Source organism: uncultured Tenacibaculum sp. (genome assembly GCF_947504135.1).
GTDB lineage: Bacteria > Bacteroidota > Bacteroidia > Flavobacteriales > Flavobacteriaceae > Polaribacter.
In genome coordinates this window covers 456,949-480,955 of sequence record NZ_CANNGG010000002.1, presented here as the reverse complement: position 1 = coordinate 480,955, position 24,007 = coordinate 456,949, and the positions used below count along the sequence as shown (strand labels likewise).

At 31.3% G+C, this 24,007-nt stretch carries 27 protein-coding genes; 11 read left to right on the top strand and 16 right to left on the bottom strand.

What is annotated here, in order from left to right; all coding sequences use genetic code 11:
- Positions 1-12: 12 nt before the first annotated feature.
- Positions 13-789, bottom strand: coding sequence for an MBL fold metallo-hydrolase (locus tag Q0663_RS05645; RefSeq protein ID WP_299007730.1), 777 nt, complete (start codon positions 787-789; stop codon positions 13-15).
- 81 nt (positions 790-870) lie between these two features.
- Here Q0663_RS05645 and Q0663_RS05640 point away from each other — a divergent pair, with 81 nt between their 5' ends.
- The 4 genes from Q0663_RS05640 to Q0663_RS05625 all read left to right on the top strand — a co-directional run bounded on the left by Q0663_RS05640 (position 871) and on the right by Q0663_RS05625 (position 3,946).
- Positions 871-2,313: a TonB-dependent receptor gene (locus Q0663_RS05640; RefSeq protein ID WP_299007727.1), complete on the top strand. Its 1,443-nt coding sequence runs from the start codon at positions 871-873 to the stop codon at positions 2,311-2,313.
- Positions 2,314-2,376: 63 nt separating this feature from the next.
- Positions 2,377-2,922, top strand: a complete 546-nt coding sequence (locus Q0663_RS05635) for an RNA polymerase sigma factor (RefSeq protein ID WP_299007724.1) — start codon at positions 2,377-2,379, stop codon at positions 2,920-2,922.
- Positions 2,923-2,955: 33 nt separating this feature from the next.
- Positions 2,956-3,483 (top strand): hypothetical protein, encoded by a 528-nt coding sequence (locus tag Q0663_RS05630; RefSeq protein WP_299007721.1) that lies wholly within the window; start codon positions 2,956-2,958, stop codon positions 3,481-3,483.
- Position 3,484: 1 nt separating this feature from the next.
- Positions 3,485-3,946: a sensor of ECF-type sigma factor gene (locus Q0663_RS05625; RefSeq protein WP_299007719.1), complete on the top strand. Its 462-nt coding sequence runs from the start codon at positions 3,485-3,487 to the stop codon at positions 3,944-3,946.
- A gap of 26 nt (positions 3,947-3,972) precedes the next feature.
- On the opposite strand, the gene Q0663_RS05620 is transcribed toward Q0663_RS05625, so the two are convergent.
- The 4 genes from Q0663_RS05620 to Q0663_RS05605 all read right to left on the bottom strand — a co-directional run bounded on the left by Q0663_RS05620 (position 3,973) and on the right by Q0663_RS05605 (position 5,912).
- Positions 3,973-4,173, bottom strand: coding sequence for a hypothetical protein (locus Q0663_RS05620; RefSeq protein WP_299007716.1), 201 nt, complete (start codon positions 4,171-4,173; stop codon positions 3,973-3,975).
- 136 nt (positions 4,174-4,309) lie between these two features.
- A complete protein-coding gene (locus Q0663_RS05615) occupies positions 4,310-4,576 on the bottom strand; it encodes a hypothetical protein (RefSeq protein ID WP_299007713.1) in 267 nt (88 codons plus the stop codon).
- Positions 4,577-4,598: 22 nt separating this feature from the next.
- Entirely contained in the window at positions 4,599-5,225 is a 627-nt protein-coding gene (locus Q0663_RS05610; RefSeq protein WP_299007710.1) for a chloramphenicol acetyltransferase, read from the bottom strand.
- Positions 5,226-5,912 carry an HAD family hydrolase gene (locus tag Q0663_RS05605; RefSeq protein ID WP_299007708.1) on the bottom strand — a complete coding sequence of 229 codons (687 nt, stop codon included), beginning with the start codon at positions 5,910-5,912 and terminating at the stop codon, positions 5,226-5,228.
- Positions 5,913-6,395: 483 nt separating this feature from the next.
- Here Q0663_RS05605 and Q0663_RS05600 point away from each other — a divergent pair, with 483 nt between their 5' ends.
- Entirely contained in the window at positions 6,396-6,746 is a 351-nt protein-coding gene (locus Q0663_RS05600) for a hypothetical protein (RefSeq protein WP_299007706.1), read from the top strand.
- A gap of 86 nt (positions 6,747-6,832) precedes the next feature.
- On the opposite strand, the gene Q0663_RS05595 is transcribed toward Q0663_RS05600, so the two are convergent.
- Genes Q0663_RS05595 through idi form a run of 3 tightly spaced genes read right to left on the bottom strand, consistent with a single transcriptional unit; the run spans position 6,833 to position 8,745 of the window.
- Positions 6,833-7,804: a type I phosphomannose isomerase catalytic subunit gene (locus tag Q0663_RS05595; RefSeq protein ID WP_299007705.1), complete on the bottom strand. Its 972-nt coding sequence runs from the start codon at positions 7,802-7,804 to the stop codon at positions 6,833-6,835.
- A gap of 3 nt (positions 7,805-7,807) precedes the next feature.
- Positions 7,808-8,221, bottom strand: a complete 414-nt coding sequence (locus Q0663_RS05590) for a 6-carboxytetrahydropterin synthase (protein ID WP_299007704.1) — start codon at positions 8,219-8,221, stop codon at positions 7,808-7,810.
- A gap of 2 nt (positions 8,222-8,223) precedes the next feature.
- Positions 8,224-8,745, bottom strand: a complete 522-nt coding sequence (idi, locus tag Q0663_RS05585) for an isopentenyl-diphosphate Delta-isomerase (RefSeq protein WP_299007702.1) — start codon at positions 8,743-8,745, stop codon at positions 8,224-8,226.
- Between the two features lie 108 nt (positions 8,746-8,853).
- Here idi and Q0663_RS05580 point away from each other — a divergent pair, with 108 nt between their 5' ends.
- The 6 genes from Q0663_RS05580 to Q0663_RS05555 all read left to right on the top strand — a co-directional run bounded on the left by Q0663_RS05580 (position 8,854) and on the right by Q0663_RS05555 (position 15,879).
- Positions 8,854-10,440, top strand: coding sequence for a peptide chain release factor 3 (locus Q0663_RS05580; protein WP_299007701.1), 1,587 nt, complete (start codon positions 8,854-8,856; stop codon positions 10,438-10,440).
- The gene (locus tag Q0663_RS05575; protein ID WP_299007698.1) at positions 10,430-11,983 is read left to right on the top strand and encodes a hypothetical protein; all 1,554 of its coding nucleotides are present in this window, start codon (positions 10,430-10,432) and stop codon (positions 11,981-11,983) included. Before Q0663_RS05580 ends, Q0663_RS05575 begins: the two co-directional genes overlap by 11 nt.
- Before the next feature lie 110 nt (positions 11,984-12,093).
- The gene (locus Q0663_RS05570) at positions 12,094-13,023 is read left to right on the top strand and encodes a peptidylprolyl isomerase (RefSeq protein ID WP_299007696.1); all 930 of its coding nucleotides are present in this window, start codon (positions 12,094-12,096) and stop codon (positions 13,021-13,023) included.
- A 197-nt stretch (positions 13,024-13,220) separates the two neighbouring features.
- Positions 13,221-13,886: an energy transducer TonB gene (locus tag Q0663_RS05565; RefSeq protein ID WP_299007694.1), complete on the top strand. Its 666-nt coding sequence runs from the start codon at positions 13,221-13,223 to the stop codon at positions 13,884-13,886.
- A gap of 69 nt (positions 13,887-13,955) precedes the next feature.
- Complete coding sequence (locus tag Q0663_RS05560; RefSeq protein WP_299007693.1) at positions 13,956-14,627, top strand: energy transducer TonB; 672 nt, start codon at positions 13,956-13,958, stop codon at positions 14,625-14,627.
- A 136-nt stretch (positions 14,628-14,763) separates the two neighbouring features.
- Positions 14,764-15,879 (top strand): energy transducer TonB, encoded by a 1,116-nt coding sequence (locus tag Q0663_RS05555; RefSeq protein ID WP_299007691.1) that lies wholly within the window; start codon positions 14,764-14,766, stop codon positions 15,877-15,879.
- Positions 15,880-16,433: 554 nt separating this feature from the next.
- Here Q0663_RS05555 and Q0663_RS12660 read toward each other — a convergent pair.
- From Q0663_RS12660 to Q0663_RS05515, 8 genes are all read right to left on the bottom strand, one after another.
- Positions 16,434-16,856, bottom strand: a complete 423-nt coding sequence (locus tag Q0663_RS12660; protein ID WP_367171431.1) for an NAD(P)H-binding protein — start codon at positions 16,854-16,856, stop codon at positions 16,434-16,436.
- A 21-nt stretch (positions 16,857-16,877) separates the two neighbouring features.
- Complete coding sequence (locus Q0663_RS05545; RefSeq protein WP_299007689.1) at positions 16,878-17,747, bottom strand: cation diffusion facilitator family transporter; 870 nt, start codon at positions 17,745-17,747, stop codon at positions 16,878-16,880.
- A 117-nt stretch (positions 17,748-17,864) separates the two neighbouring features.
- The gene (locus tag Q0663_RS05540; protein ID WP_299007687.1) at positions 17,865-18,818 is read right to left on the bottom strand and encodes an acetyl-CoA carboxylase carboxyltransferase subunit alpha; all 954 of its coding nucleotides are present in this window, start codon (positions 18,816-18,818) and stop codon (positions 17,865-17,867) included.
- A 101-nt stretch (positions 18,819-18,919) separates the two neighbouring features.
- On the bottom strand, positions 18,920-19,819 hold the full coding sequence (locus Q0663_RS05535) for an EamA family transporter (protein WP_299007685.1): 900 nt from the start codon (positions 19,817-19,819) through the stop codon (positions 18,920-18,922).
- The gene (locus tag Q0663_RS05530) at positions 19,806-20,891 is read right to left on the bottom strand and encodes an LptF/LptG family permease (RefSeq protein WP_299007683.1); all 1,086 of its coding nucleotides are present in this window, start codon (positions 20,889-20,891) and stop codon (positions 19,806-19,808) included. Before Q0663_RS05530 ends, Q0663_RS05535 begins: the two co-directional genes overlap by 14 nt.
- 1 nt (position 20,892) lies before the next feature.
- Positions 20,893-22,023, bottom strand: coding sequence for a tRNA guanosine(34) transglycosylase Tgt (tgt, locus tag Q0663_RS05525; protein WP_299007681.1), 1,131 nt, complete (start codon positions 22,021-22,023; stop codon positions 20,893-20,895).
- 70 nt (positions 22,024-22,093) lie between these two features.
- Complete coding sequence (gene rluF / locus Q0663_RS05520; protein WP_299007679.1) at positions 22,094-22,930, bottom strand: 23S rRNA pseudouridine(2604) synthase RluF; 837 nt, start codon at positions 22,928-22,930, stop codon at positions 22,094-22,096.
- 129 nt (positions 22,931-23,059) lie between these two features.
- Complete coding sequence (locus Q0663_RS05515) at positions 23,060-24,007, bottom strand: type IX secretion system membrane protein PorP/SprF (RefSeq protein ID WP_073183073.1); 948 nt, start codon at positions 24,005-24,007, stop codon at positions 23,060-23,062.

Genomic DNA, 24,007 nt, shown 5'->3' with positions numbered 1-24,007 from the left:
ATATTTTTAATACTAAACTTTTAATCCGTCGTAAGCCAAGAACACATTTTCAGGCAACTCTTTCTCAACCTCATCATGTAATCCTAAAAGCTCACTAATATGGGTTAGATATGCTTTCTTGGGTTTAATCTCTTCTATAAAACTTAACGATTCTTCTAAGTTAAAATGTGTCTTATGAGGCTCTCTTCGCAAACCTGTAACAATTAAAACATCTAAATCATTTAGTTTTTCTTTCTCTTCTTCAGAAATAGTTTTAATATCGGTTATATATGCTACGTTATTAAAACGGTATCCAAGAATTGGTAAGTTACCATGCATTACTTCAATTGGAGTTACCTTTACTCCGTCTAACTCAAAACTTTTTTTATGTGAAATAACAGTTGGAGCCACACTTGGTGCACTTGGATATCGGTTTTCTGTCGCAAAAACATAATCATAACGCTTTTTTAAAACATTTAAAACTCGTTCTAATAAATAAATTGGAACAGCTCCCATTTGGAAACAATACGGACGAATTTCATCCAACCCCGCAATGTGATCTGCATGTTCGTGAGTAAATAAAATTCCGTTAATAGATGCTACTTCTTCTCTTATCATTTGCTGACGAAAATCAGGACCGCAGTCAATTACATAATTGAACTCGTCCCAAGATACTAAGATAGAAGAACGTAACCTTTTATCTCTCGGATTTCTAGATAAAGCTACTGGATGTTTACTTGCAATCATCGGAACTCCCGTAGAAGTTCCTGTTCCTAAAAAAGTAATTTTTAATTGTTTTTTTTCCTTCATTTCTACTACAAAAGTACGACAAAAATTGTCTGTTCTTTCCTAATTTCAGTACATTTGTAACACGTAACTAAAAACTAAAAAATGGCAATTACGTTAAAAGGAGATCAAAAAATAAATACGGTACCAACTACGACAATGAAAGCGTTAAAAATTAATTTAAACGCTCATATATATGGAACTTTCGCTGAAATTGGTGCTGGTCAAGAAACTGTTCGTAACTTTTTTAGAGCTGGTGGTGCTTCAGGAACCATCGCAAAAGCAATGAGTGCGTATGATAAAGATTTCTCTGATGCCATTTATGGTATAGAAAAAGACAACCGTTATGTTACGGAACCTCGATTAAAGAAGATGTTAAAACATGAAATGGACTTAATTGAGGAACGTCTTACCCGACAAAAACATCCTGATAAACTTTTTTTTAGTTATGCCAATACTGTAGCAACCATTAACTTCTCCAAAAAGTTTAAAGGTCATGGTTGGGTTGGAATTCGTTTCCAATTGGACCCTTTAGAGGATTATAATGAAATTGTTTTACACCTTCGTTTCAAAGAAACTGACGCTCGTCAACAACAGGAAACATTAGGAGTTTTAGGTGTAAATTTAATTTACGGGGCTTACTATTTAAATGACAATCCAAAAGATTTATTAAAATCTTTTTATGACAATATTGATAAGGATCGCTTAGAAATTGACATGATTAATTTCTCTGGACCTCGATTTATGTACGTAGACAATCGTTTAATGAGTTTACAACTTGTTAAAAACGGTATGACTAATGCAGTAATGTTTGGTCCTGACGGAAACAATATGCTACCTGCTCAAGTACTTTACAAGAAGAATATTTTAGCTCTACGTGGTAGTTACCGTCCTGTTACTAAAGTTAACATGGATATGTTTGAACGCTCTAAACAATTATTCTTCGAAGAGAAAAAAGTAGACCCTAAAAAAACAAAAATAATTTTTGAAATTACACTAAGTAACCTTCGTGCTGAAGGAGAAATTAACGAACGTGATTTCCTAGACAGGGCCGAGTTACTATGTTCTTTAGGTTTGAATGTAATGATTACAAACTATCAAGAATATTTTAAATTAGTAGAATACTTTAGTGAATTTACTAAAGAACGTATGGGGTTAGCCATGGGAGTATATAACCTTATTCAAATTTTTGATGAAAAATATTATCGTGATTTAAGTGGTGGTATCCTTGAAGCTTTTGGTAAACTATTTTATCGCGACCTTAAGGTCTATATGTATCCATACAAGGATGAGGAAACAGGAGAGTTTATAACCAGTGAAAATTTAAAGGTACATCCGAGAATGAAAGAGCTGTACAAGTTCTTTAAAAATAATGGTAGACTTATCGACATTAAAGATTTTGACCCTGAAATCTTACATATTTTTTCTAGAAAAGTACTACAAATGATTAAAAACGGAGAAGATGGATGGGAAGAAATGCTTCCTAAAGGTGTGTCTGAAACCATTAAAGAGAAACGTTTATTTGGTTGTACTAAAAGAAAAGATTAAGCGAATTAGTTACCTTTTTAAACCTTTTACTATCTTTAAAGTCTAACAGCTAAACTACTTTAGTTGATTGACGAAATTACTCTTATAGATCAATTGCAGCAGTCTAAAACAAAAGAGACTGCTTTTAAGCACCTACTATCGCAATATAAAGAGCGATTGTATTGGCATATCCGAAAGATTGTGATTTCTCACGATGATGCTGATGATGTTTTACAAAATACTTTCATAAAAGTTTTTAAAAATATTGATAATTTTAAAAGAGATAGTAAACTATACTCTTGGATGTATCGAATTGCAACCAATGAAGCTATAACTTTCATCAATAAAAAGGCGAAAGAAAAAAACATTGATATTAATAACTATCAACAACAGTTAGTTTCAAGCCTAGACAGTGATTTGTTATTCACTGGTGACGAAGTACAACTAATTTTACAAAAAGCAATCGCAACGTTACCTCAAAAACAACAGTTAGTCTTTAATATGAAGTATTTTGAAGAAATGAAATATGAAGAGATTTCTGATGTTTTAGAAACCTCGGTAGGCGCTTTAAAAGCATCATATCATATAGCTGTCAAAAAAATTGAGAAATATATAAAAAACTATAATTAAACCTTTTAACTAAAACATAGTCTTACTAAAGTAATGAACAAAGAGTTAAAACATACAATAGATTTTTTAAACCAAAAAGTAGGTAAGAATACTGGTTTTTCTACTCCTGAAAATTATTTTCAAGAAGTAGAAAAAAACCTTTCTTCTATCAACTTTGTAGATAGTTTACCAAAAGAAAAAGCATATGCAACTCCTACCAAATATTTTCAAAGTTTAGACAATTCTATTTTTGAAAGATTAACTTCTGAAAAAAATAAAGAAGTAAAAATTATTTCGCTTAAAGAACGATTTTTACAATACATACCAATAGCAGCAGCAGCTTCTATTTTGCTTTTTATTGGAATTAATTATTTCAATACTCAAAAAACAACTTTTGATGATATTACCATTACTGATATTGAGTCTTGGTATGAAAATGGATATGGAGAAACCTATACAGAAGAATTAGCTGCAGCTATAAATACTTCTGATATTGAAGAAGATCTATTTGCTTCTATTAGCGATGAAAGCCTAGAAAATTATATACTTGATACTACAACACCCTTAAACGATATAGAATAAGATGAGAAAAAATATACTTTTATTCTTTTTTTTACTCTTAAGCAGCTTGGTTACTCAAGCTCAAACAAAAAAAGGAGATTCAGAAAAAATTCATGCATTCAAAGTAGCTTTTCTTACTGAAAAGTTAGATTTAACGGAAAAAGAAGCCGAAAAATTTTGGCCTTTATACAATGTGTACGACAAAGAAATGATGCAACTGCACAGAGAAGAACGACGCAGTATTAAAAAAAGAATTATGGCCGATGGCGGTATCGATAATTTATCTGAAAGTGAATCTAAACAAATAATCGAAAGAATCAACGCGGTTTCTAAAGAACAATACGAAACAAAAAATGAGTTTTATTCTAAACTTATTAAAATTCTACCTTACAAGAAAATACTTCGTCTTGAAGTTGCCGAATACGAATTCCACCGCAAACTTATAAGAAAGCTTAAAGGTGAAAACAAAGAATCAAAAAAATAAAAAGGGAGGCAATTTTGCCTCCCTTTTTACTTTTTATCTACTAAAGCTAAACAAACGTATAAATCAGGTTTATTAGCTGTAAATTGTTTTAGCCAAATGGTTAGCTCATCTATTTCATAAGGAAGTAATCTCCCTAAAGCTTTTTCTAGCTCTTTACAAAACAAATCTGCGTTAAAACTAACCTTTTGAAGCACAGTTTTCGTGTACTCATACATAGCTCTTGCCATATTATTATTGGGGTTAAAGTTGATTTATATCTGAACGTAATTTACGAAATTATATTCTTTAGAGGTGTTAAAATTTCTCAAAAAAAAAAGCGAGACCCTTGTCTCGCTTTCAAAATTCATCACTTATAATAACCTCTTATAAGTTGTTTACTTTCTCTATTAAAGCGTTTGCTCTAGTCTCTAATTCAGCACTTACTGATTTGTAATGAGCCTTTTTATTTTCAACATTCTTTGCATTTACTTTTGCTATTAAATCATCAAAAGTTACAATAACCTCATCAACAACAGCATCAGCTTCAGCTTTTTTAACTTCAGGGTTTAACTCTGTAGCGATTTGACATATACTTATAATGTCTCCTAATGTATAGTTAATATCTTTTTTTAAATTTTTTACGCTTGCCATAATTATAAATTTTGATGCGAAATTAATCGATTTTATCTAATTCTTTCTGAAATTTTTCAAAAAACTGTCCAACATGGTATCCATCTACTAAAGCATGATTTACGTTAATCGCTACTGGTAGTAGCTTTCTACCATTTTCTTCTTTAATCTTTCCAAACGCCAACTGAGGAACGCTATTATCCTTATTACCAGAGAAAGGCTCTTTATGTCCTGTAAAACTAACCCAAGGAATTGCCGAAGAATGTATACAACCTAGTGAATATCTTGGAGGTAATAAATCTGCTGTGTTTTGTATTCGTTCTTTTTCTTCTATATAATTTTGATTAAAAGTTTTGAAATCTTCTGAATAATCAAAATAAGAAAAAGCAAATGTTGTATCTGCTCTTGCAATTGTTGTTGATGCATTGATTACATCATAAATAACAATTTTACCATCTTCTATCCTATATTTTAAATTCTCAACTGAATTTATAGCTTTCATACAGGCATGTAAGTATCTAACAAAAAATGATTCTCCTTTTTCTTTAGCTGATTGATACGTTTTAGATACTTCTAGATCGGCTACCAATCCAAAAGTTGGATCTGCCATAGTTCTAAAATGTTCAAAAAGCTCTTTTCTGTTCCAGTTTTCTATATCTAAATACTTCATCTATAAAAACTTTAAAACATCTGTAATACTAGATACTGTTTTGTAATCATCTGATTTTTGTTCTTCACTCACTTCTTCGTGTGCCCATGTTGTATGAAACGGAACATGGATTGCTGTTGCTCCAATTTCTATTAAAGGTAATACGTCTGATTTTAATGAATTTCCTATCATTAAAAACTCTGACGGATTAATATCTAATCGTTTTACTAATTTTTTATAATCGGCTTTTTTCTTTTCACTCATTACTTCTGTATGGTGAAAATATTTTAAAATTCCTGATTTAGCCAACTTGCGTTCTTGATCTAACAAATCACCTTTGGTAGCTACAATTAACTTATACTTCCCGTGTAATTCTTCTAATACTTCTTCTACTCCATCTAGTAATTCTATAGGCTTTTCTAGCATCTCTTTTCCTATTTCAAGAATTCCTTCCATAGTTTTCGGAGCTATTTTATAGTTAGAAATTTCTAAAGCACACTCAACCATTGATAGCATAAAACCTTTTACACCATACCCGTAAATTTTAAGGTTTTCTATTTCTTTTTTAAATAATTCTTGATGGATTTTGTTTTCAGTTTCATAATCTGACAACAGTTTTGCGAAATCATCTTCGGCATCACGAAAATAGGTTTCGTTTACCCAAAGTGTGTCATCAGCATCAAAAGATATTACTTTAATGTTATTCATAACTAATAAAATTATACATCAAAGATACATATTTAAACTACGCTATCTGAACCTTTACAACTAGTAGATTTACAAAATTTTAACAGTAAATAATTCGCTGTTTTGTGTAATCTTTAAAAAGTTTCACTACTTTTGGAACATCATGAAGGCGCTTTTACGCACATATACGTTTATTTTTAACACGGTCAATTCGATTTCGTATACAGCCCACATGCGTAAACAATTCGTATATGTAACCAAAAGCACCCAAAACAATAAGCTTAAACATCGATTTTAAATAATCAATTTTTACTATAAACTTACAAAGGTGCTTTTTACAAAAAGCACCTTTTTTTATTTATTAATATTTTAAATTTTAATCATTATGAACACTTTTAAGTACCGAAATTCAATTAGAAAACACGTAGCCTCAACTGTAATGTACTCAGTACAGAACCCATTTTACAGAGATCCTGAATTACTAATACTTAATCCATAATTATCATGAAATCATTAAATAGTACACAAGACATAAAAAATCAGTTTGTTGTTAGCAAAAAACAAGTTAGCAAAAACAAAGTATTAAAGACTTCTATCTTATTTGACAAGATTGAGTCTAACCTTCAATCTTCACTTAGTTTACACAAAAACTCTTCTAATTTGAGTTTTAAAAGCATTGATTTTGATCTTCTAGAAAATGCTTATTTAAATGATAAACTTATCATTAAAAACAACGTAAAAAAATTGAGTACTACTGAAGTTGTTTTAAACATAACAGTATCAAAAAAAGAAGAAAAGAAACAAGATATTATCTGTAAAGCTGTATTTAGCTATACTGTGAAAGAAGCTTCTTAATGATTTGGATGATTCTAAAATCAATCCATTATTAAGTTAGTCTGGTTTGTTATAAGCTTAGGGTAGTACTACCTTAAGCTTATTTTTTATTGAATATAGGTTTCTAGTAATTCTGAAGAGTTTTCTGATACAATTTCTACTTTATCAATGCATGCTGGTATCAAAATAGTTTCTCCCTTTCCTACTATTTCTTGTTGATTTTCGTAAAAAAATGTCACTTCTCCTTCTACACACATGTAAATTATAAAGCTATCTTTTTTAGATAAATAAATTTCTTTCTTTCCTTTTACTGGAAGTATATTCGTTGTAAAATACGGACATGTAACTACTTGATTTGCTACATTCTTTTGTTTCTTATAAGTTGTTTTGTAAGAATTCTTTGCTGAGAAATCAATAGCTTCTAGTGCTTTTTCTGTATGTAACTCTCTGTAATTACCATCAATATCTTTCCTATCCCAATCATAAATACGATAAGTAATATCTGAAGTTTGTTGAATTTCAGCAATCAGTAAACCAGCACCAATAGCGTGTACTCTTCCTGGTGGCACAAAATAAACATCTCCTTTGGATACTTTATCTACATTTAAAATACTTAAGAGAGTCTTATTATTGAGGTGATGTATATATTCTTCTTTATTTGAGTTTTCTTTGAATCCTATAATAATGTTAGCTTCATTATCAGCTTGCATTACATACCACATCTCTGTCTTCCCAAAAGACTCTTGAAGTCCTGCTAAATCATCATCTGGGTGTACTTGAATACTTAAAACCTCTTTAGCATCTATAAACTTTATTAGTAGAGGAAATTGTTCTCCAAAAGTTTTATAAACATAATTTCCGACTAAGTCGTGCTTATACTCTTTTAAAAGACTTCTTAATGTTCTTCCTTTAAGATTACCATTACTAACGATTGATTCATCTCCATCAACATCAGAAATTTCCCAACTCTCTCCTATATTGGATCCATCTGAATTTTTATGAAGTAGTTGGTTGAGTTTTTTCCCTCCCCAAATTTTTTGTTTTAAAATTGGAGTAAATCGTAGTAATTGGTTTATCATAGATTATGCACCTCTATAAGTTACGTAGTTTCTTGGAGTTTCGTATAATGTAACTTCTAAGTCTAGTTTTTCAGGAATACTTACACGTAACTTATTATAAATTACCACTGATATATTTTCTACTGTAGGATTAACAGTCTTAAACTCCTCTACTTCAATATTTAAGTTTCTATGATCTAAAGCGTCTTCTACTTTTAACTTAATTAAGTCTTTTAACTTACCTAAATCATATACATATCCTGTTTCTTGGTCTATTTCACCAGTTAATGAAACAATTAATTCATAATTATGACCATGGTAATTAGGATTACTACACTTACCAAAAACTTCGTAATTTTTCTCATCAGACCATTTAGGGTTAAATAATCTATGGGCAGCATTAAAATGTGCTTTTCTATGAACTGTTACTTTGGGCATAATTAAATATACTTAGATATTTTATCGTAAGATTCTTTAAAAATTATTTTAAACCAAGCTGTATATTCTTCTGGATGATTTTCTATATCATTTTTCACCTCTTCTAAAGGCATCCATTTATATGACGCCACTTCTTCAGGGTTTACAATAGGTTCGTCGTTAAATGTACCAATCATTACATGATCGTATTCATGTTCCGTTAACCCATTATCAAACGGAGCTTTGTAAATGAAAGAAAATAGTTCTTCTAATTCACATGAAAACCCCATTTCTTCTTTTAATCTACGTTTCCCAGCTTCAATGTTCGATTCTCCATCTCTTTGGTGTGAACAACAAGTATTTGTCCATAACAAAGGGGAGTGATATTTTTCAGCAGCACGTTGTTGTAACATCAATTCATTTTTATCATTAAAAACAAATACCGAAAATGCCCTGTGTAGTAAAGCTTTTTCATGTGCTTCAATTTTTTCCATTAATCCTATCGGATTATCTTGCTGATCAACTAAAATTACTTGCTCTTTCATCTAGAAAATTTACGAAAAGCAAACTTACGAAATTGAGACCAGTTCAACAATTAAAACCTTTTGAACAGTTCGCTTTAAAATGTATCTTTGCAACCTTAAAATTTATAGATGAGTTTTTTAGAAGAAATACAGAAGAGACGTACATTCGGAATTATATCACACCCAGATGCTGGTAAAACCACCTTAACTGAAAAATTATTACTTTTTGGTGGAGCAATTCAAGAAGCTGGTGCGGTAAAAAATAATAAAATAAAAAAAGGAGCTACTTCTGATTTTATGGAGATTGAGCGCCAACGTGGTATCTCTGTTGCTACCTCTGTATTAGCTTTCATTTATAAAGACAAAAAAATCAATATTCTTGATACCCCTGGTCACAAGGATTTTGCTGAAGATACCTTTAGAACGTTAACTGCAGTTGATAGTGTTATTGTAGTTATTGATGTTGCAAAAGGGGTTGAGGAACAAACCGAAAAGTTAGTAGAGGTTTGTCGTATGCGTAAAATCCCGATGATTGTTTTTATCAATAAATTAGACCGTGAAGGTAAAGATGCTTTTGATTTATTAGATGAAGTTGAGCAAAAACTAGGTTTAAAAGTAACTCCGTTAAGCTTCCCTATCGGAATGGGATACGATTTCAAGGGAATCTATAATATTTGGGAAAAGAAATTAAACATTTTTTCTGGGGACAATAAACAAACAATTTCTGAAGGTGTTGAATTTGACGACATCGAAAATCCTGAACTAGATAAAATTGTTGGGGAGAATTCTGCAAATACACTTCGTGAAGAATTGGAGTTAGTAAGTGAAGTATATCCAGACTTTGACCAAGAAGCTTATGTTAATGGAAATTTACAGCCTGTTTTCTTTGGTTCTGCTTTAAATAATTTTGGAGTAAAAGAGTTATTAGATTGCTTTATTGATATTGCTCCAAATCCACAGCCAAAAAAAGCTGAGGAACGTTTGGTAGACTCTAAAGAGGAAAAGTTAACAGGATTTGTGTTTAAGATTCATGCAAATATGGATCCTAAACACCGTGATCGTTTAGCTTTCGTAAAGATTGTATCAGGAACTTTTAAAAGAAACACTCCTTACTTACACGTTCGTAACGGTAAAAAAGTAAAATTCTCTAGTCCGAATGCTTTTTTTGCTGAGAAAAAAGAAATTGTTGAAGAGTCTTTCCCGGGTGATATTGTTGGTTTACACGACACAGGAAACTTCAAAATTGGAGATACATTAACAGAAGGAGAACAATTAAATTTTAAAGGAATTCCTAGTTTCTCTCCAGAACATTTCCGCTATGTAAACAATGCCGACCCAATGAAAGCTAAACAACTTTACAAAGGTTTAGATCAGTTAATGGATGAAGGAGTTGCACAGTTATTTACAATGGAAATGAATGGACGTAGAATTGTAGGAACTGTGGGAGCACTTCAGTACGAAGTTATTCAGTATCGTTTAGAACATGAATATGGAGCTAAATGTTCGTATGAAAATATTGCAGTGCACAAAGCTTGTTGGGTAGAACCAGAAGATCCTAAAAATGAAGAATTCAAAGAATTTAAACGTGTAAAACAACGTTATTTAGCTAAAGATAAACAAGGTCAGTTAGTATTTTTAGCTGATTCTCCGTTTACAATTCAAATGACACAAAGTAAATATCCTACGGTAAAATTACATTTCACTAGTGAGTTCTAAAAAAAACTATATCGCTTCTTTTTTATTCTCTTTTGTCTCTTTTCTGGCATACGGTCAAGATGATTTATCTAATTTACAAGGAAAAGAGTTACACAATAAAGTTCGTTTGAATTTTATTCCTGTTGAAATGCCTTCGGATAAGTTTCCTGATTTAAAACCAACCATGGGTTTGACTGGTTTGCACTATCAAATCCCTATTAATAACTGGTTATACGGAGGTGCTGGATTTCATTTTGCAGTAACAGGAGACCAAGGAGGATTATTTACCTTAGGTGCTGAATTAGGAATAAATAAACAACTATACAAAAATTTATATATTGATGCTAACTTCCATTTTGGCGGCGGCGGTGGATATCGTTACTTGGTAAACGATGGCGGTTTTATCAATCCGAATATCGGATTACAGTACAAAAAGAACGATTACTCCTTCGGAATACAATACAGTCATGTTAACTTTTTATCAGGAGAAATTAAAAGTAATTCCGTTTCTTTCTTTGTAGAAATACCTAGTATTTTACGTTTTACTGATTATGACAAATCGCATCAAAAATTTGTTGCAAAAAACCTTTCGCCTGATAGTTTTTGGAGCAAACCAGTTGTTAAAAATGCACAACAAATTCGTTTTGATTTCTTTAAACCTATTGGAAAATCAAAAAAAGATAATGGTGATGAGTTAAATGAAATACTTTATGTATTAGGTTTTGAATATCAAAAATATTTGAACGAAAACACCTTCTTATTCGCACATACAGATGCTATTTATAGAGGCTTACGTGCTGGTTTTATGGATCTATTTGTAGGTGCAGGATATCACCCATATCAATCGAAGTACATTAATATCTTCGGAAAATTAGGTATCGGTGCTGCTGGTGGTCGTGTGGCTCCTGAAGGTGGGTTAATGATCTACCCTTCTGCAGGAATTGACTTAAAACTATTTAAAAACATTGCCATTAGTGGCCATGGTGGATATTATCGTGCCATTGCTGGTGATTTAGAAGCCTATACTTTCGGATTTGGTTTAAAGTACTTCGGATTAAACGGCGGAACATCTTCAGAAGAGAGCAGTACTTATCTTACAAGAGGGTTGCGTTTTGAAGTTCAAAATCAAAGTTATTTTGATGTTGCTAAAACAGATGATATTTACGACGCTACTGAAATTGACTTACAATTAATTGGCTTTAAAGTTAACTATGATTTAAATCATTCATTATATATTGCTGGAGAAGCTGGTTTTGCATATGACGGTCGTTCAGGTGGATATGCTCATGGATTAGTCGGTGGTGGTATATATAGTCCGTATTTTTTTAACAACAAAATGCGTGGATTTATAGAAGTTATGGCAGGAGCTGGCGGAGGTGCTGGTGTAGATACTGACGAAGGAATCATTATTCGTCCTACTCTTGGATTGAGTTATGATATCGTAAATCAGGTTTCTATAATTGCATCTGGAGGTAGATATTACTCTCCTTTTGGAAATGTTAACTCTAACAATATTAACATAGGTTTAAGCTTTAACCTTTCAACTTTATCTGTAAAAAATTAACTTTGTCATTGCTAAGAAAAACAATGATTTAGCTATTTTAATAAAAAGATTCTTTTTTCCCTTAAATTTTGGACACTAGAATCATACATATATAAATAAACAAGAGAAAAATGGATAACGGAATTTATGCAAAGTTCACCACTCCCAAAGGTGATATTTTAGTAAACTTGGAATATGAAAAAACTCCTGGAACTGTAGGTAACTTTGTTGCTTTAGCAGAAGGAAATTTAGAAAACTCAGCGAAACCACAAGGAACTCCTTATTATAACGGATTAAAATTCCACCGTGTAATTGCTGATTTTATGATTCAAGGAGGATGTCCTCAAGGAACAGGAACAGGAAACCCTGGTTATAAATTTGATGACGAAATTCACCCTGAATTAAAGCACGATGCTCCTGGAAAATTATCTATGGCAAACGCAGGACCTGGAACAAACGGTTCTCAATTCTTTATTACACACGTTGCTACTCCTTGGTTAGACGGTAAACACACTGTTTTTGGTAGTGTTGTTGAAGGACAAGACGTTGTTGATGCAATTGCTCAAGACGATACTATGGATGTTGAAATTATTCGTGTTGGTAATGATGCTGAAGCTTTTAATGCTGTAGAAGCTTTTAGAACTTTTGAAGGAGCTCGTGAAAAACGTGAAGCTGAAGCAAAAGCTAAACAAAAAGAATTATTAGATCAAGTAGCTGCAGGATACGATGAAACTCCAAGTGGTTTACGTTATAAGATCTTACAAAACGGAGACGGAAAACAAGCTACTAAAGGAGCTATGGTTTCTGTACACTATAAAGGTCAGTTATTAGATGGAACTGTATTTGATTCATCATATAAGCGTAAACAACCTATCGATTTTGCTATTGGTGTTGGTCAGGTAATTCCTGGTTGGGATGAAGGTATTCAGTTATTAAAAGTGGGCGACAAAGCTCGTTTAGTAATTCCATCTGACTTAGCATATGGTGCACAAGGTGCTGGTGGTGTAATTCCTCCAAACGCAACTTTAATCTTTGATGTTGAGTTAATGAATGTAAAATAATAATTTACAACATATTATATTTTAAATAAAGCCTTCATAGTTTGTGGAGGCTTTTTTTATACATCAATTCTACTTAATATTTAATTAATATTCATAACATTTAAAAAAGCTTTATTTAATAGATTTATCATAATTCCTTAAGAGGTGTCAGGTAGAAAAAAATGATTTTTACAACACCAAACAACCTCTTAAAATTTATGAAAACTACACTATCCCTATTATTCTCTTGCTTATTTAGTTTAACAATTTTTGCTCAAGAAGTTTGCACTACTCCTGAAGAAAACACAATTGATTTAAATATTATTAGCATTGACAAATGTGATATTACTGATAAATCACAAAAATTACCTCAAAAAAACACTAGAACATTGGCAGCTAGAAATAGAATTAAAAAAGTTAGAAAACAAATTCAAGAAAATCAATCTAATCTTAGTGCTAAATCTAATGTAACTATTATAACAACTAATAGTGACCTAACTCTAAAGAACACCTTAAAATCACAAACAAAAGAAGTGTTATTTTCAGTTGTAGAGGAAGTTCCTTTATTTCCTAGTTGTGAAAATAGCACGAAACAAAAAGCTAAAAAATGTTTTAAAGACAGCATGCAAAAACATTTTTCAAAAAATTATTATCCTGAAGTTTTTTCTCAAGAAGGTATACATGGTAGAATTTTAATTCAATTTACAATTGATATTTATGGCAACCCTAAAAATATTCAAGTAGTTAGTTCAAAACCAAGTGAAATTATTACAAATGAGATTAGTAGGATTATAAATAAACTTCCTCAATTTTCAGCTGGTAAAGAAAAAGGAATACCTGTAAATGTCACTTATTCATTTCCTATAAACTTAATATTAAATTAACATTTCAACAAGTTAATTTAATGTTATATAATTTTATTTTTGCAGTCCAAACCCCTTATAAAACCTAACATGAAGCTTTTTTTTAATGTTTGCTTATTTTTCTTAATTTCTCTTTCTTACTCTCAAGAGAAGTGTGAAACTCCTAAAGATGAAGTTCAAGATCTTAATACCATCAGCATTACAAAATGCTCTATTAACGATGTAAAAGAAGCTCTAGAATCTGAAGAAATTAAAGAAATTTCTACTAGACGTAGACATAGAAAATTAAGAAAAGTTAACACAATCTCTACGAATCCTAATGACATAAATAAACTTGAAAATAAAAAACTTCTTGTTGAAAAACTAAACTTAGAAGAAGACATTCTTACTTCAATTGAAAAGGTTCCTTTTCATCTTGTAGAACAAATTCCTTTATTTAAAGATTGTAAAAGAAAACCTATCCTGCAACAATCAAAATGTTTTGAAAAAGAAATGGTTCAACATATTGTAAGAAATTTTGATTATCCTAAAGAAGCTATTTCGAAAAAAATTGAAGGAAAAGTACTTGTACAATTTACAATTGATAAAGAAGGTAATGTATTTGATATTAAAGAAAAAGGACCTGAAAATAGTGAAATATTAGAAGAAGAAGCTAATAGATTAATTTCTACTCTTCCTAAATTTATTCCAGGAACTCATAAAGGGAAAGCCGTTAATATAAAATACGCCTTACCCATAATTTTTAAAGTTCCTAAAAGATAAACTTATCTTTTCTAGTTAAAATTATCTTGCTCTTAACCAGTAAATACAAAATAATTTTGTATTTACTTTTTTTTTGTTAAATTTACAGCGTTAGTTAATATTAAATTAACCTACCAAACCCTTAAAATAGAGCACAATGATGAAAAAACTCCCCTCAGTAGTAGCTGCTATGTTACTTTCTTTAGCAGTTGTAGGTCAAGAAGTATGTACCACTCCTGACGAAACGGTAGCTGATCCTAACAGCATAACTAAATGTGCAATTGAAGACACCGATAATGGTGCAGGAAAACAATTATCTATTGAAGTATCAACCAGAAGACGCGTGGTACGTAAAAACAAAGAAGCTGTATCCGCTATAGGAGGAATTAATTCTTCTCAAAAAGTAGCTGATATTAAAAAGAATACTTTGTTGGTTGGAAAATTAGAGCTCGAAGACAACTCTTCTACAATTGAAAAAATCCCTTTTAACTTAGTTGAAGAGATTCCATTATTTGAAAAATGTAATAATGTGCCTTTAATAAAACAAGCAAAATGTTTTGAAACTAATATGACCAAACACATTATTAAAAACTTTAACTACCCTAAAGAAGCGTTAGATGCTGGCATTCAAGGAAGGGTTTTAGTTCAGTTTACAATTAATGAGCAAGGAAATGTAGAAAGCATATTAATGCGTGGTCCTGAAGGAGGAGAATCTTTAGAAAAGGAAGCTAGTAGAATTATTAATAACCTTCCTAAATTTATTCCAGGTAAACACAACGGAAAGAATGTAAAAGTAAAATACGGTGTTCCTATTACTTTTAAAGCTCCTGGTGCTTCAAATACTAATACTTCTAAAGTAAACAGAACTTCAGTAGCCAACACTTCTAAAGTTGTTAAAGAAAAAGAAATTACAGATTTTGTAAAGTTTGCTGAAGTGCAAAGTATACCTCAATTTAAAGCTTGTACTAAGGTGGCTGATATGCAAAAATTAAACTGTTTTAATGAAAGAATGATTAGTCATATTCAAAGAAACTTTAACTATCCTGCTGGAGCTGCTGAGCAAAATATAGAAGGTCGAGTTTGGGTTCGTTTTATTATAGATAAAAACGGTGATGTAACTAATATTAAAATGAAAGGACCTCAAAATGGACAGTTATTAGAACAAGAGGCTAAAAAAATGGTAGCTAATTTACCTACCTTTATTCCTGCTAAACATGATGGAAAATCAGCAAATGTAGAATACTATATACCTATTACTTTTAAGTTAAACTAACGGGTAATAAAATACCTCAAAATAAAAAGCTTTAAACATAATGTTTAAAGCTTTTTATTTTACATAAGATTTATACCTATTTGCTCTTACTTATTATCTCTATTCCTTCTTTAAAAGTCGTAATCTTAAAATCTGGAAACTTTGTTTTAAACTTATCTGAAATAAATATATTATCATATTTGTACCTAGGCAATAGTTTTTGTAATTTATTTATTTGCTTATTAAATAAATTTTACCACTGTGTACGTAAAGTCTTGTTTAAAAACTTCTGATGCTATTTCAATCAATTCTTTATATGTAGGTCTACTATCATTACAAGGTAAATGCAAGTTTGATTATATATTTCTAGTGTATTACCTATCAAAGCTATGGCTCTACTAGCATCTGGTGTCCAAATTAAAGTTCTTTTAGTAGTATCTTTTAAGGCGGACTTTTAATTTTTTCTTTTGCTGAATATTATCAAAAATCAACGTATTGGTAATACTGTGTGTTTTATTAGGTCCATAAAACTCAGGAGCCCTACAAATAACGGCTTCAATAGTTTTATTGTTAATTTATTTAAATAGCATTTCAGCCATTTTTGCTCTTACAACTGATTTTCTTCCTATTGGTACAAATTGACTTTCTTCTGTTTGAGCTTCACTTGTTTTTGCATACATATAGGTATTGTCAAAAAAGACCAATTTACAATGATGTTTTTTACAAGCTTCAATAACGTTTTTCATCATTATCTCAAATTGATCTTCCCACATTTGAGAATTCATTGGAAGTCCAACTTTAAGGTATGCTATTTCACTTCCTTCTACTGCTTTTTCAGTTGTATTAGCCTCTAATAAATTAGCAGAAAAAAGCTCATCAGTCTCATGTATTTTCTTAGGGTTTCTACTAACTAACCTAATACTCTTTGTATAGTTTTTATACAATTCTCTCGTTAATTCTCCAGCTATTTGTCCATTAACTCCTAATACTGTTTGCATGCTTCTTAATTTTAATGATTACTACGCATTAGGCTCTACATGAATTAAAACATGACCTAAATCTGGAAATTGTTTTCTTAAATAATCTTTCAATTTATGGGCAATATAATGTCCTTCTTTTACTGTAATGGAGCCATCTACAATAGCGTGTAAATCTACATGATACCTCATTCCTGCTTTACGAACAAAGCACTTTTCTGTTCCTAAAACACCTTCTACTTCCAACGATTTTTCTCTTATATCTTCTATTAAATCGTCATACACATGCTCATCCATTATCTCACCTAAGGCTGGTCTAAAAATCAGGTAACTATTGTATAAAATAAAGAAAGAGGCTAATAAAGCTGCCCAATCGTCAGCTGTTTCATAACCTTCTTTAAAAATAAGTGCTATTGAAATTCCTATAAACGCCATTACAGAAGTGATTGCATCACTTCTATGGTGCCATGCATCTGCTTTTAAGGAAGAACTGTTAGTCTCTTTACTTTTTCTAATTACAATTTGAAAGGATATTTCTTTCCAAATGATAATTGCTCCTAAAACGAGTAACGTCCATGGTTTAGGAGTTTTATGTGGAGTTTGGATGTTCTGTATACTTTCATAGGCAATAATTGTAGCCGAAGTTACCAAAAAGGCTACTACAACAAAGGTAATTAAAGGTTCTATTTTTCCGTGTCCGTATGGGTGATTCTTATCGGCAGGTCTTTTCGCATATTTTAATCCTAATAACACCAAAATAGAAGAAAATATATCAGTAGTAGATTCAATTGCATCTGCTATTAATGCGTATGAGTTCCCAAAAACACCTGCTAATCCCTTTATAATTGCTAAACTAGTATTGCTAAGAATACTAAAATAGGTGGTTTTTATAGCTAACTCTTCTTTACTCATTGAATTATGATATTACTATCTCTTTTTATGAAGTAGTACGAAGGTACTTGAAAAGTATTAAATAAAAAAAAACCCACCATAGGCGAGTTTTAAATTGTATAAGAAGCATGTTAAATACTATTCTTTAAATACTCCTATATTTTCATATTTTTCCATACGTTGAGCTATTAAATCAGCTTCTTTTAACTCATTTAACTCATTGTAGGCTTTTAAAATTTGTTCTTTAACTGCTTCGAAAGTAGCTGGTCTATCAGAATGAGCTCCTCCTAACGGTTCTTTAATGATATCATCAACTATATTCAATTTCATTCCATCTTTAGCTGTTAACTTTAATGCTTCTGCAGCTTTTTCTTTTTGCTCCCAGCTTCTCCATAAAATTGTTGAACAGTTTTCAGGGGAAATAACTGAATACCATGAATTTTCTAACATATATACTCTGTCTCCTACTCCAATCCCTAAAGCTCCACCTGAAGCTCCTTCACCAATAATTATAGTAATAATAGGGGTTTTTAAGCAAGTCATTTCGAAAATATTGCGAGCAATAGCTTCTCCTTGCCCACGTTCTTCTGCTTCTAACCCTGGGTAAGCCCCTGGAGTATCTACAAAAGTTACAACCGGAATTCCGAATTTTTCAGCCATACGCATTAAACGTAATGCTTTACGGTATCCTTCTGGGTTTGCCATACCAAAGTTACGGTATTGACGTGTTTTTGTGTTGTACCCTTTTTGCTGGCCGATAAACATAAAAGACTGATCTCCTATTTTTCCTAAGCCGCCTATCATAGCTTTATCATCTTTTACACTTCGGTCTCCATGTAACTCCATAAAAGTATCACCACAAAGCGCCTTTATATAATCTAGTGTATACGGACGATTTGGATGACGAGATAACTGTACACGTTGCCATGCAGTTAAATTTTTATATATATCTTTCTTTGCTTTTGCTAATTTTTTTTCGATTTTTTTACATGTTTCCGTTACATCTACTTCACTTTCTTCTCCAATAATCTGACATTTTGCCAACTGATCTTGTAGTTCTTTAATTGGCATTTCAAAATCTAAATATTCCATTATTGTATATAATTTGATTTTCTAATTTTCTAGTTAGTCGTTTGTAAAGGCAAACATACTAAAAAATTGTACAGTTTACCTTGATCGTTTTTCTTAAAATACTATTTTTTAATCATTTTCTTTTTTATCGAAGAGGCATTTTTTAAAACTCCGTTAAGCAACACCACAAACAAAACAATGAAAGCACCATAGTAAAACTCTGGATTCATTTGTTCTTTTTCACCAAAAATTATGAGTGCTAAAACAATAGCATATATGGGTTCTAAATTAATGGTAAGCATTACTGTATAAGGAGTTAAATACTTCATTACTTTTACCGAAGCTATAAAAGCATACGCTGTACAAACACTACTTAACACAAATAAATATATCCAATCTGTTGTTTTAATTTGGAAAAATTCTATTGAAAATTGTTGTGTAAATAACATGTATAAGGTTACTCCTAAAACACCAAATAATAACTGATAAAAGGAAATCGTATTTGCATCATGTTTTTGGATAAATAATCCATTTAATACCGAAAATAATGCAGATAAAAAAGCCGATATCAAAGCATAAACGATTCCCAAAGTATATTGACTTTCAAAATTGAATATAATATACAGACCAGCAATTACGAGTAAGCCCAAAACGATTTCTATAAGCTTTATTTTTCTCTTAAAAAAGAAAGGCTCTATTAACGAAGCAAAAAAAGCTCCTGTACTCATTGTTACCAATGCTACTGATACATTTGATACTTTAATTGCTTTGAAGAAAGTTATCCAGTGTACAGCTATAATTACTCCTGAAATAGCAAACTTAAGTAACGCTTTTTTTTCTATTTTAAATGTTTTTTTTCTGATCAAAAAATACAGAGCTATAAAAATAACTGCTAAAAACATTCTATACCAAACTAAGGGAACTGCATCAATTGAAATTAATGCTCCCAGTATTGCTGTAAATCCCCAAATAAAAACGATTAAATGTAGATGTAAGTAGTTTTTTAATTTATCTCCTTGCATTTATATATAAGTAAATAGCGTATAGACCAAAAACAATATTTGGTACCCATACATTTAACAAAGCATTAGCGCCCGCTACTGCCCCTAATACTTCTGCTACCTTTAAAAAGAACACATAAATAAACATGACCGCTATTCCTATCGCCAAATTAGCTCCAATACCTCCACGAGTTTTTTTATGAGCTAAAGCTACAGCAATCATAGTTAAAATATAACTAGCAATAGGCAAACTGGTACGTTTATACAGTTCTACTAAATAAGCGTTTAAGTTTTTAATACCTCTTTTTCTAGACACATCAATGAATTTTATTAATTTTGGTGAATTCATTTCTTGTGCCATTATATTTTTGTAATTGAAATCGGTGGGAGTAAAAGTAAACGTTGTATCTAAACTTCTTCCTGAGAAAATACTATCTCTTCCTTTAAATATTTTACGAAGTTTCCATGAACTTAATTTAAACGTACTATCCTTTTCGTTCCAGTTAATATTATCTGCCATTAACTTACTCTTTAGCTTTATCCCATCGTATAAATCTATCGAAAAGTTATATCCTGAATTTCGTTTTAAATCGTATCTCTGGAGATACACATAACTACTATCATTCAATTGTAAACTAAACTCTCTAATAGAAGTATCAGTATACTTTTTCTTTTTTAAATACTCTTTTTCAAATGCTTTTCTTGTTTTACTACTTGTAGGCACAAAAAAGTGATTCATTAAAAGCGCTACCAAACATACAATAGTAGCTCCTATAAAATACGGATATAAAAACCTAGTAAATGATACTTGAGAACTGTTTATAGCTATAATTTCAGTGTTATTTGCTAACTTTGAAGTAAACAAAATTACCGCAATAAACAGTGCTAATGGCATGAACGTATTAGCGTAGTATATGATAAAGTTCTTGTAATAATCGTTTGCTACCTCAAAAAAAGTTAAGTTTTCATGACGTAAAAACTTGTCTATCTTTTCAGCAATATCAATTGCTACAGCAATAGGTATTAGAATTAATAGGGTAAACAGAAAAGTTACCAGATAACGCTTTAGTATGTACCAATCTAGTATTTTCAAATTACAAACGTTTATCCATTTGTTTTACCATTTTATCTTTCCATGTAGCAAAATCTCCTGCTATTATGTGTTTACGTGCTTCACGAACTAACCATAAATAAAACCCTAGGTTATGAATAGAAGCTATCTGCTTTCCTAACATTTCTCTTGAAGCAAATAAGTGACGTAAATAGGCTTTAGAATACATGGTATCTACCCAAGTAATTCCCATTTCATCAATTGGAGAAAAATCGTTTTCCCACTTCTTATTTTTAATATTAATACTACCATGTGCCGTGAATAACATTCCGTTACGTGCATTACGAGTTGGCATTACACAATCGAACATATCAACTCCTAACGCTATGTTTTCTAAAATATTAATTGGTGTACCAACTCCCATTAAATAACGTGGTTTGTCTTCTGGTAAAATTTCAGTAACCACTTCTGTCATTGCATACATTTCTTCAGCAGGTTCTCCTACTGACAACCCTCCAATTGCATTTCCTTCTGCTCCTGAGTTTGCGATATATTCTGCTGACTGTTTACGTAAATCTTTGTAGGTACTTCCTTGTACAATTGGAAATAACGTTTGATTGTATCCGTATTTTGGAGGTGTATTATCAAAGTGTTTTATACAACGATCTAACCAACGATGTGTCATGTGCATAGATCGTTTTGCGTAGTTATAATCGCAAGGGTATGGTGTACATTCATCAAAGGCCATAATTATATCTGCTCCGATGGTTCGCTGGGTGTCCATGACATTTTCTGGTGTAAAAAAATGCGTTGACCCATCAATATGGCTCTTAAACTTTACTCCTTCTTCATTAATTTTTCTTCTTCCTGATAAAGAATACACTTGATATCCTCCACTATCCGTTAAAATATTACGATCCCAATTCATAAACTTATGTAAACCTCCTGCTTGTTCTAAAATAGAGGTTTGAGGACGCAAGTATAAGTGATAGGTATTTCCCAAAATAATATCAGGATTAATTTCGTCTTTTAATTCTGATTGGTGTACTCCTTTTACTGTAGCTACGGTACCTACAGGCATAAATATTGGAGTTTCTATAGTTCCGTGATCAGTAGTAATAACGCCTGCACGTGCTTTACTTTTAGGGTCGGTTATTTTTAAGTCAAATTGCATAAGTGGCAAAGATACACATGTAAGTTGAATGTTTAAAAGTAGAAAGTTAAAAGTTTCTTATTACTAATTTTTAATTTTTTCTTCTTCTTCCAAACTTGGATTTAAAACCTGCTCTCTTCTTTGATTGTTTGTTTTTTTGAGGAGAGGCTTTTTGATTCTTTTTTTCCGCTTCTTCGTATGTTTTTGACGAACCCGCTACGAGTTTATTAATTTCATCCATTTCTTTGGATGTTAACTCTCTCCACTCTCCTACTTTTAAGTTTCCTAAAGTTACATTCATAATACGTGTACGCTTGAGTTTTTTTACTTCGTAACCTAAGTATTCACACATACGTCGAATTTGACGATTTAAACCTTGTACTAAAATTATTTTAAAAGTAGTATCATTAATACGTTCTACTTTACATTTTTTGGTAACTGTTCCTAAAATAGGGATTCCGTTACTCATTCGTTTCATAAAACGTTCATCAAAAGTTTTATTTACCGAAACTATATATTCTTTTTCGTGATTGTTTCCTGCTCGTAAAATCTTATTTACGATATCACCATCATTAGTAAGAAAAATTAACCCTTCTGAAGGTTTATCTAAGCGACCAATAGGAAATAATCGTTGTGGATGCCCCACAAATTTCACGATATTTTTACGTTCTTTACTATCAGTAGTACAAACAATTCCTACTGGTTTGTTTAACGCTATATAAATAGTTTTAGGTTTTTCTTTTAATGGTTTTCCATCAATTTTTACCACATCTCCTTCATGTACTCTATTTCCTAACTGTGTAGGTTTACCGTTTATAGTTACTCTTCCCTCAGTAATAAAGCGTTCTGCTTCACGACGTGAACAAATACCTGTACTACTAATGTACTTGTTAAGATTTATTGATGTATCGTTATTATTGTTTTCCATGTAATCAAAAAAAGACAGTCTCAAAAGTACTAAATATTGTCATTTCACGAATTAAGAGAATCAGATTTCTCGACTTCGCTCGAAATGACATACTTTCGAGACTGTCTTGTATGTTTTAGATTTTATCTTTTAAAACATGATCATTTTTTGTGTACAACGTGCTAAACTTGGTCTTCTTTCATAATCAAACCCAAGTGTAATCATGTGCGTTCCGTAATTATAATCTTGTGTTTTATTCATATTGATACTAAAACCATACGACATGTAAAGATTATTTTTCTTTAAACCAAGTAATGGTGCAATAGCATTTGGTTGAAAAAACTGGTCATTTAAGAACGTATAACTTAAACCAGCCCAAACATATCCATCTCTAATTCCTCTTCTTGCTTTAATATTCATATCTGTTCTAGAGCGTTTATCGGCTTCTCTATACTCTACTAGCATTGATGGCTCTAACTCAAAGTTTCTGCTTAATTTCGTAAAGGTGTAAGATGTAAAAAGCACATACTTTCTTAGTACTTCTGGTTCACCGGTTTGAAAATCCTCTATCTCTTTATTTAAGATGTTCATAATGTTTGCACTAATACTAAATCGTTCGTAACGATATAACAAACCTACATCAAAGTTTGAATTGTTTAAAGTTCTGTTTGATACTGTTTGTCCTGAGTTATTTTCTGATGTATCAATACCAAATTGCGTAAAGCTATAACTTAAAGCAAACGATAGAAAACTATCATGAAAGTCACTTAATGTTAAGTGACTTGCAAATGACAATTTTGCTCCTTTTTGAGTGGTATACCCGTTTTTATCATTAAATAACGTGATTCCTCCACCAAAAGTATCTGCGATACGTGCTTCAACTGTTAATGATTGTGTATCGGGTGCGTCTTTAACTCCAATCCACTGGCTTACTCCATTTAATCTAACCTGTAAACCTGTTCCTATACCTGCATAGGTTGGGGAAATTAAAAATGGATTGTCTGCCAAATGACTTACATATTGGGGTAATTCTACTTCTTGTGCAGCAAGTTTTACACTACTAAATACTACACTTAAAATTATTACTATTTTTCTCAT

Excerpts from the sequence above, each read along its gene's own strand:
- Q0663_RS05535 (WP_299007685.1), bottom strand. The coding sequence starts at position 19,819 with ATGCAAGGAGATAAATTAAAAAACTACTTACATCTACATTTAATCGTT.
- tgt (WP_299007681.1), bottom strand. The coding sequence starts at position 22,023 with ATGCAATTTGACTTAAAAATAACCGACCCTAAAAGTAAAGCACGTGCA.
- Q0663_RS05615 (WP_299007713.1), bottom strand. The coding sequence starts at position 4,576 with ATGGCAAGCGTAAAAAATTTAAAAAAAGATATTAACTATACATTAGGA.
- Q0663_RS05540 (WP_299007687.1), bottom strand. The coding sequence starts at position 18,818 with ATGGAATATTTAGATTTTGAAATGCCAATTAAAGAACTACAAGATCAG.
- Q0663_RS05645 (WP_299007730.1), bottom strand. The coding sequence starts at position 789 with ATGAAGGAAAAAAAACAATTAAAAATTACTTTTTTAGGAACAGGAACT.
- Q0663_RS05515 (WP_073183073.1), bottom strand. The coding sequence starts at position 24,007 with ATGAGAAAAATAGTAATAATTTTAAGTGTAGTATTTAGTAGTGTAAAA.
- Q0663_RS05560 (WP_299007693.1), top strand. The coding sequence starts at position 13,956 with ATGAAGCTTTTTTTTAATGTTTGCTTATTTTTCTTAATTTCTCTTTCT.
- Q0663_RS05580 (WP_299007701.1), top strand. The coding sequence starts at position 8,854 with ATGAGTTTTTTAGAAGAAATACAGAAGAGACGTACATTCGGAATTATA.
- Q0663_RS05625 (WP_299007719.1), top strand. The coding sequence starts at position 3,485 with ATGAGAAAAAATATACTTTTATTCTTTTTTTTACTCTTAAGCAGCTTG.
- Q0663_RS05595 (WP_299007705.1), bottom strand. The coding sequence starts at position 7,804 with ATGATAAACCAATTACTACGATTTACTCCAATTTTAAAACAAAAAATT.
- Q0663_RS05565 (WP_299007694.1), top strand. The coding sequence starts at position 13,221 with ATGAAAACTACACTATCCCTATTATTCTCTTGCTTATTTAGTTTAACA.
- Q0663_RS05620 (WP_299007716.1), bottom strand. The coding sequence starts at position 4,173 with ATGGCAAGAGCTATGTATGAGTACACGAAAACTGTGCTTCAAAAGGTT.
- Q0663_RS05570 (WP_299007696.1), top strand. The coding sequence starts at position 12,094 with ATGGATAACGGAATTTATGCAAAGTTCACCACTCCCAAAGGTGATATT.
- Q0663_RS05640 (WP_299007727.1), top strand. The coding sequence starts at position 871 with ATGGCAATTACGTTAAAAGGAGATCAAAAAATAAATACGGTACCAACT.
- Q0663_RS12660 (WP_367171431.1), bottom strand. The coding sequence starts at position 16,856 with ATGCAAACAGTATTAGGAGTTAATGGACAAATAGCTGGAGAATTAACG.
- Q0663_RS05605 (WP_299007708.1), bottom strand. The coding sequence starts at position 5,912 with ATGAATAACATTAAAGTAATATCTTTTGATGCTGATGACACACTTTGG.
- Q0663_RS05545 (WP_299007689.1), bottom strand. The coding sequence starts at position 17,747 with ATGAGTAAAGAAGAGTTAGCTATAAAAACCACCTATTTTAGTATTCTT.
- idi (WP_299007702.1), bottom strand. The coding sequence starts at position 8,745 with ATGAAAGAGCAAGTAATTTTAGTTGATCAGCAAGATAATCCGATAGGA.
- Q0663_RS05600 (WP_299007706.1), top strand. The coding sequence starts at position 6,396 with ATGAAATCATTAAATAGTACACAAGACATAAAAAATCAGTTTGTTGTT.
- Q0663_RS05590 (WP_299007704.1), bottom strand. The coding sequence starts at position 8,221 with ATGCCCAAAGTAACAGTTCATAGAAAAGCACATTTTAATGCTGCCCAT.
- rluF (WP_299007679.1), bottom strand. The coding sequence starts at position 22,930 with ATGGAAAACAATAATAACGATACATCAATAAATCTTAACAAGTACATT.
- Q0663_RS05610 (WP_299007710.1), bottom strand. The coding sequence starts at position 5,225 with ATGAAGTATTTAGATATAGAAAACTGGAACAGAAAAGAGCTTTTTGAA.
- Q0663_RS05630 (WP_299007721.1), top strand. The coding sequence starts at position 2,956 with ATGAACAAAGAGTTAAAACATACAATAGATTTTTTAAACCAAAAAGTA.
- Q0663_RS05555 (WP_299007691.1), top strand. The coding sequence starts at position 14,764 with ATGATGAAAAAACTCCCCTCAGTAGTAGCTGCTATGTTACTTTCTTTA.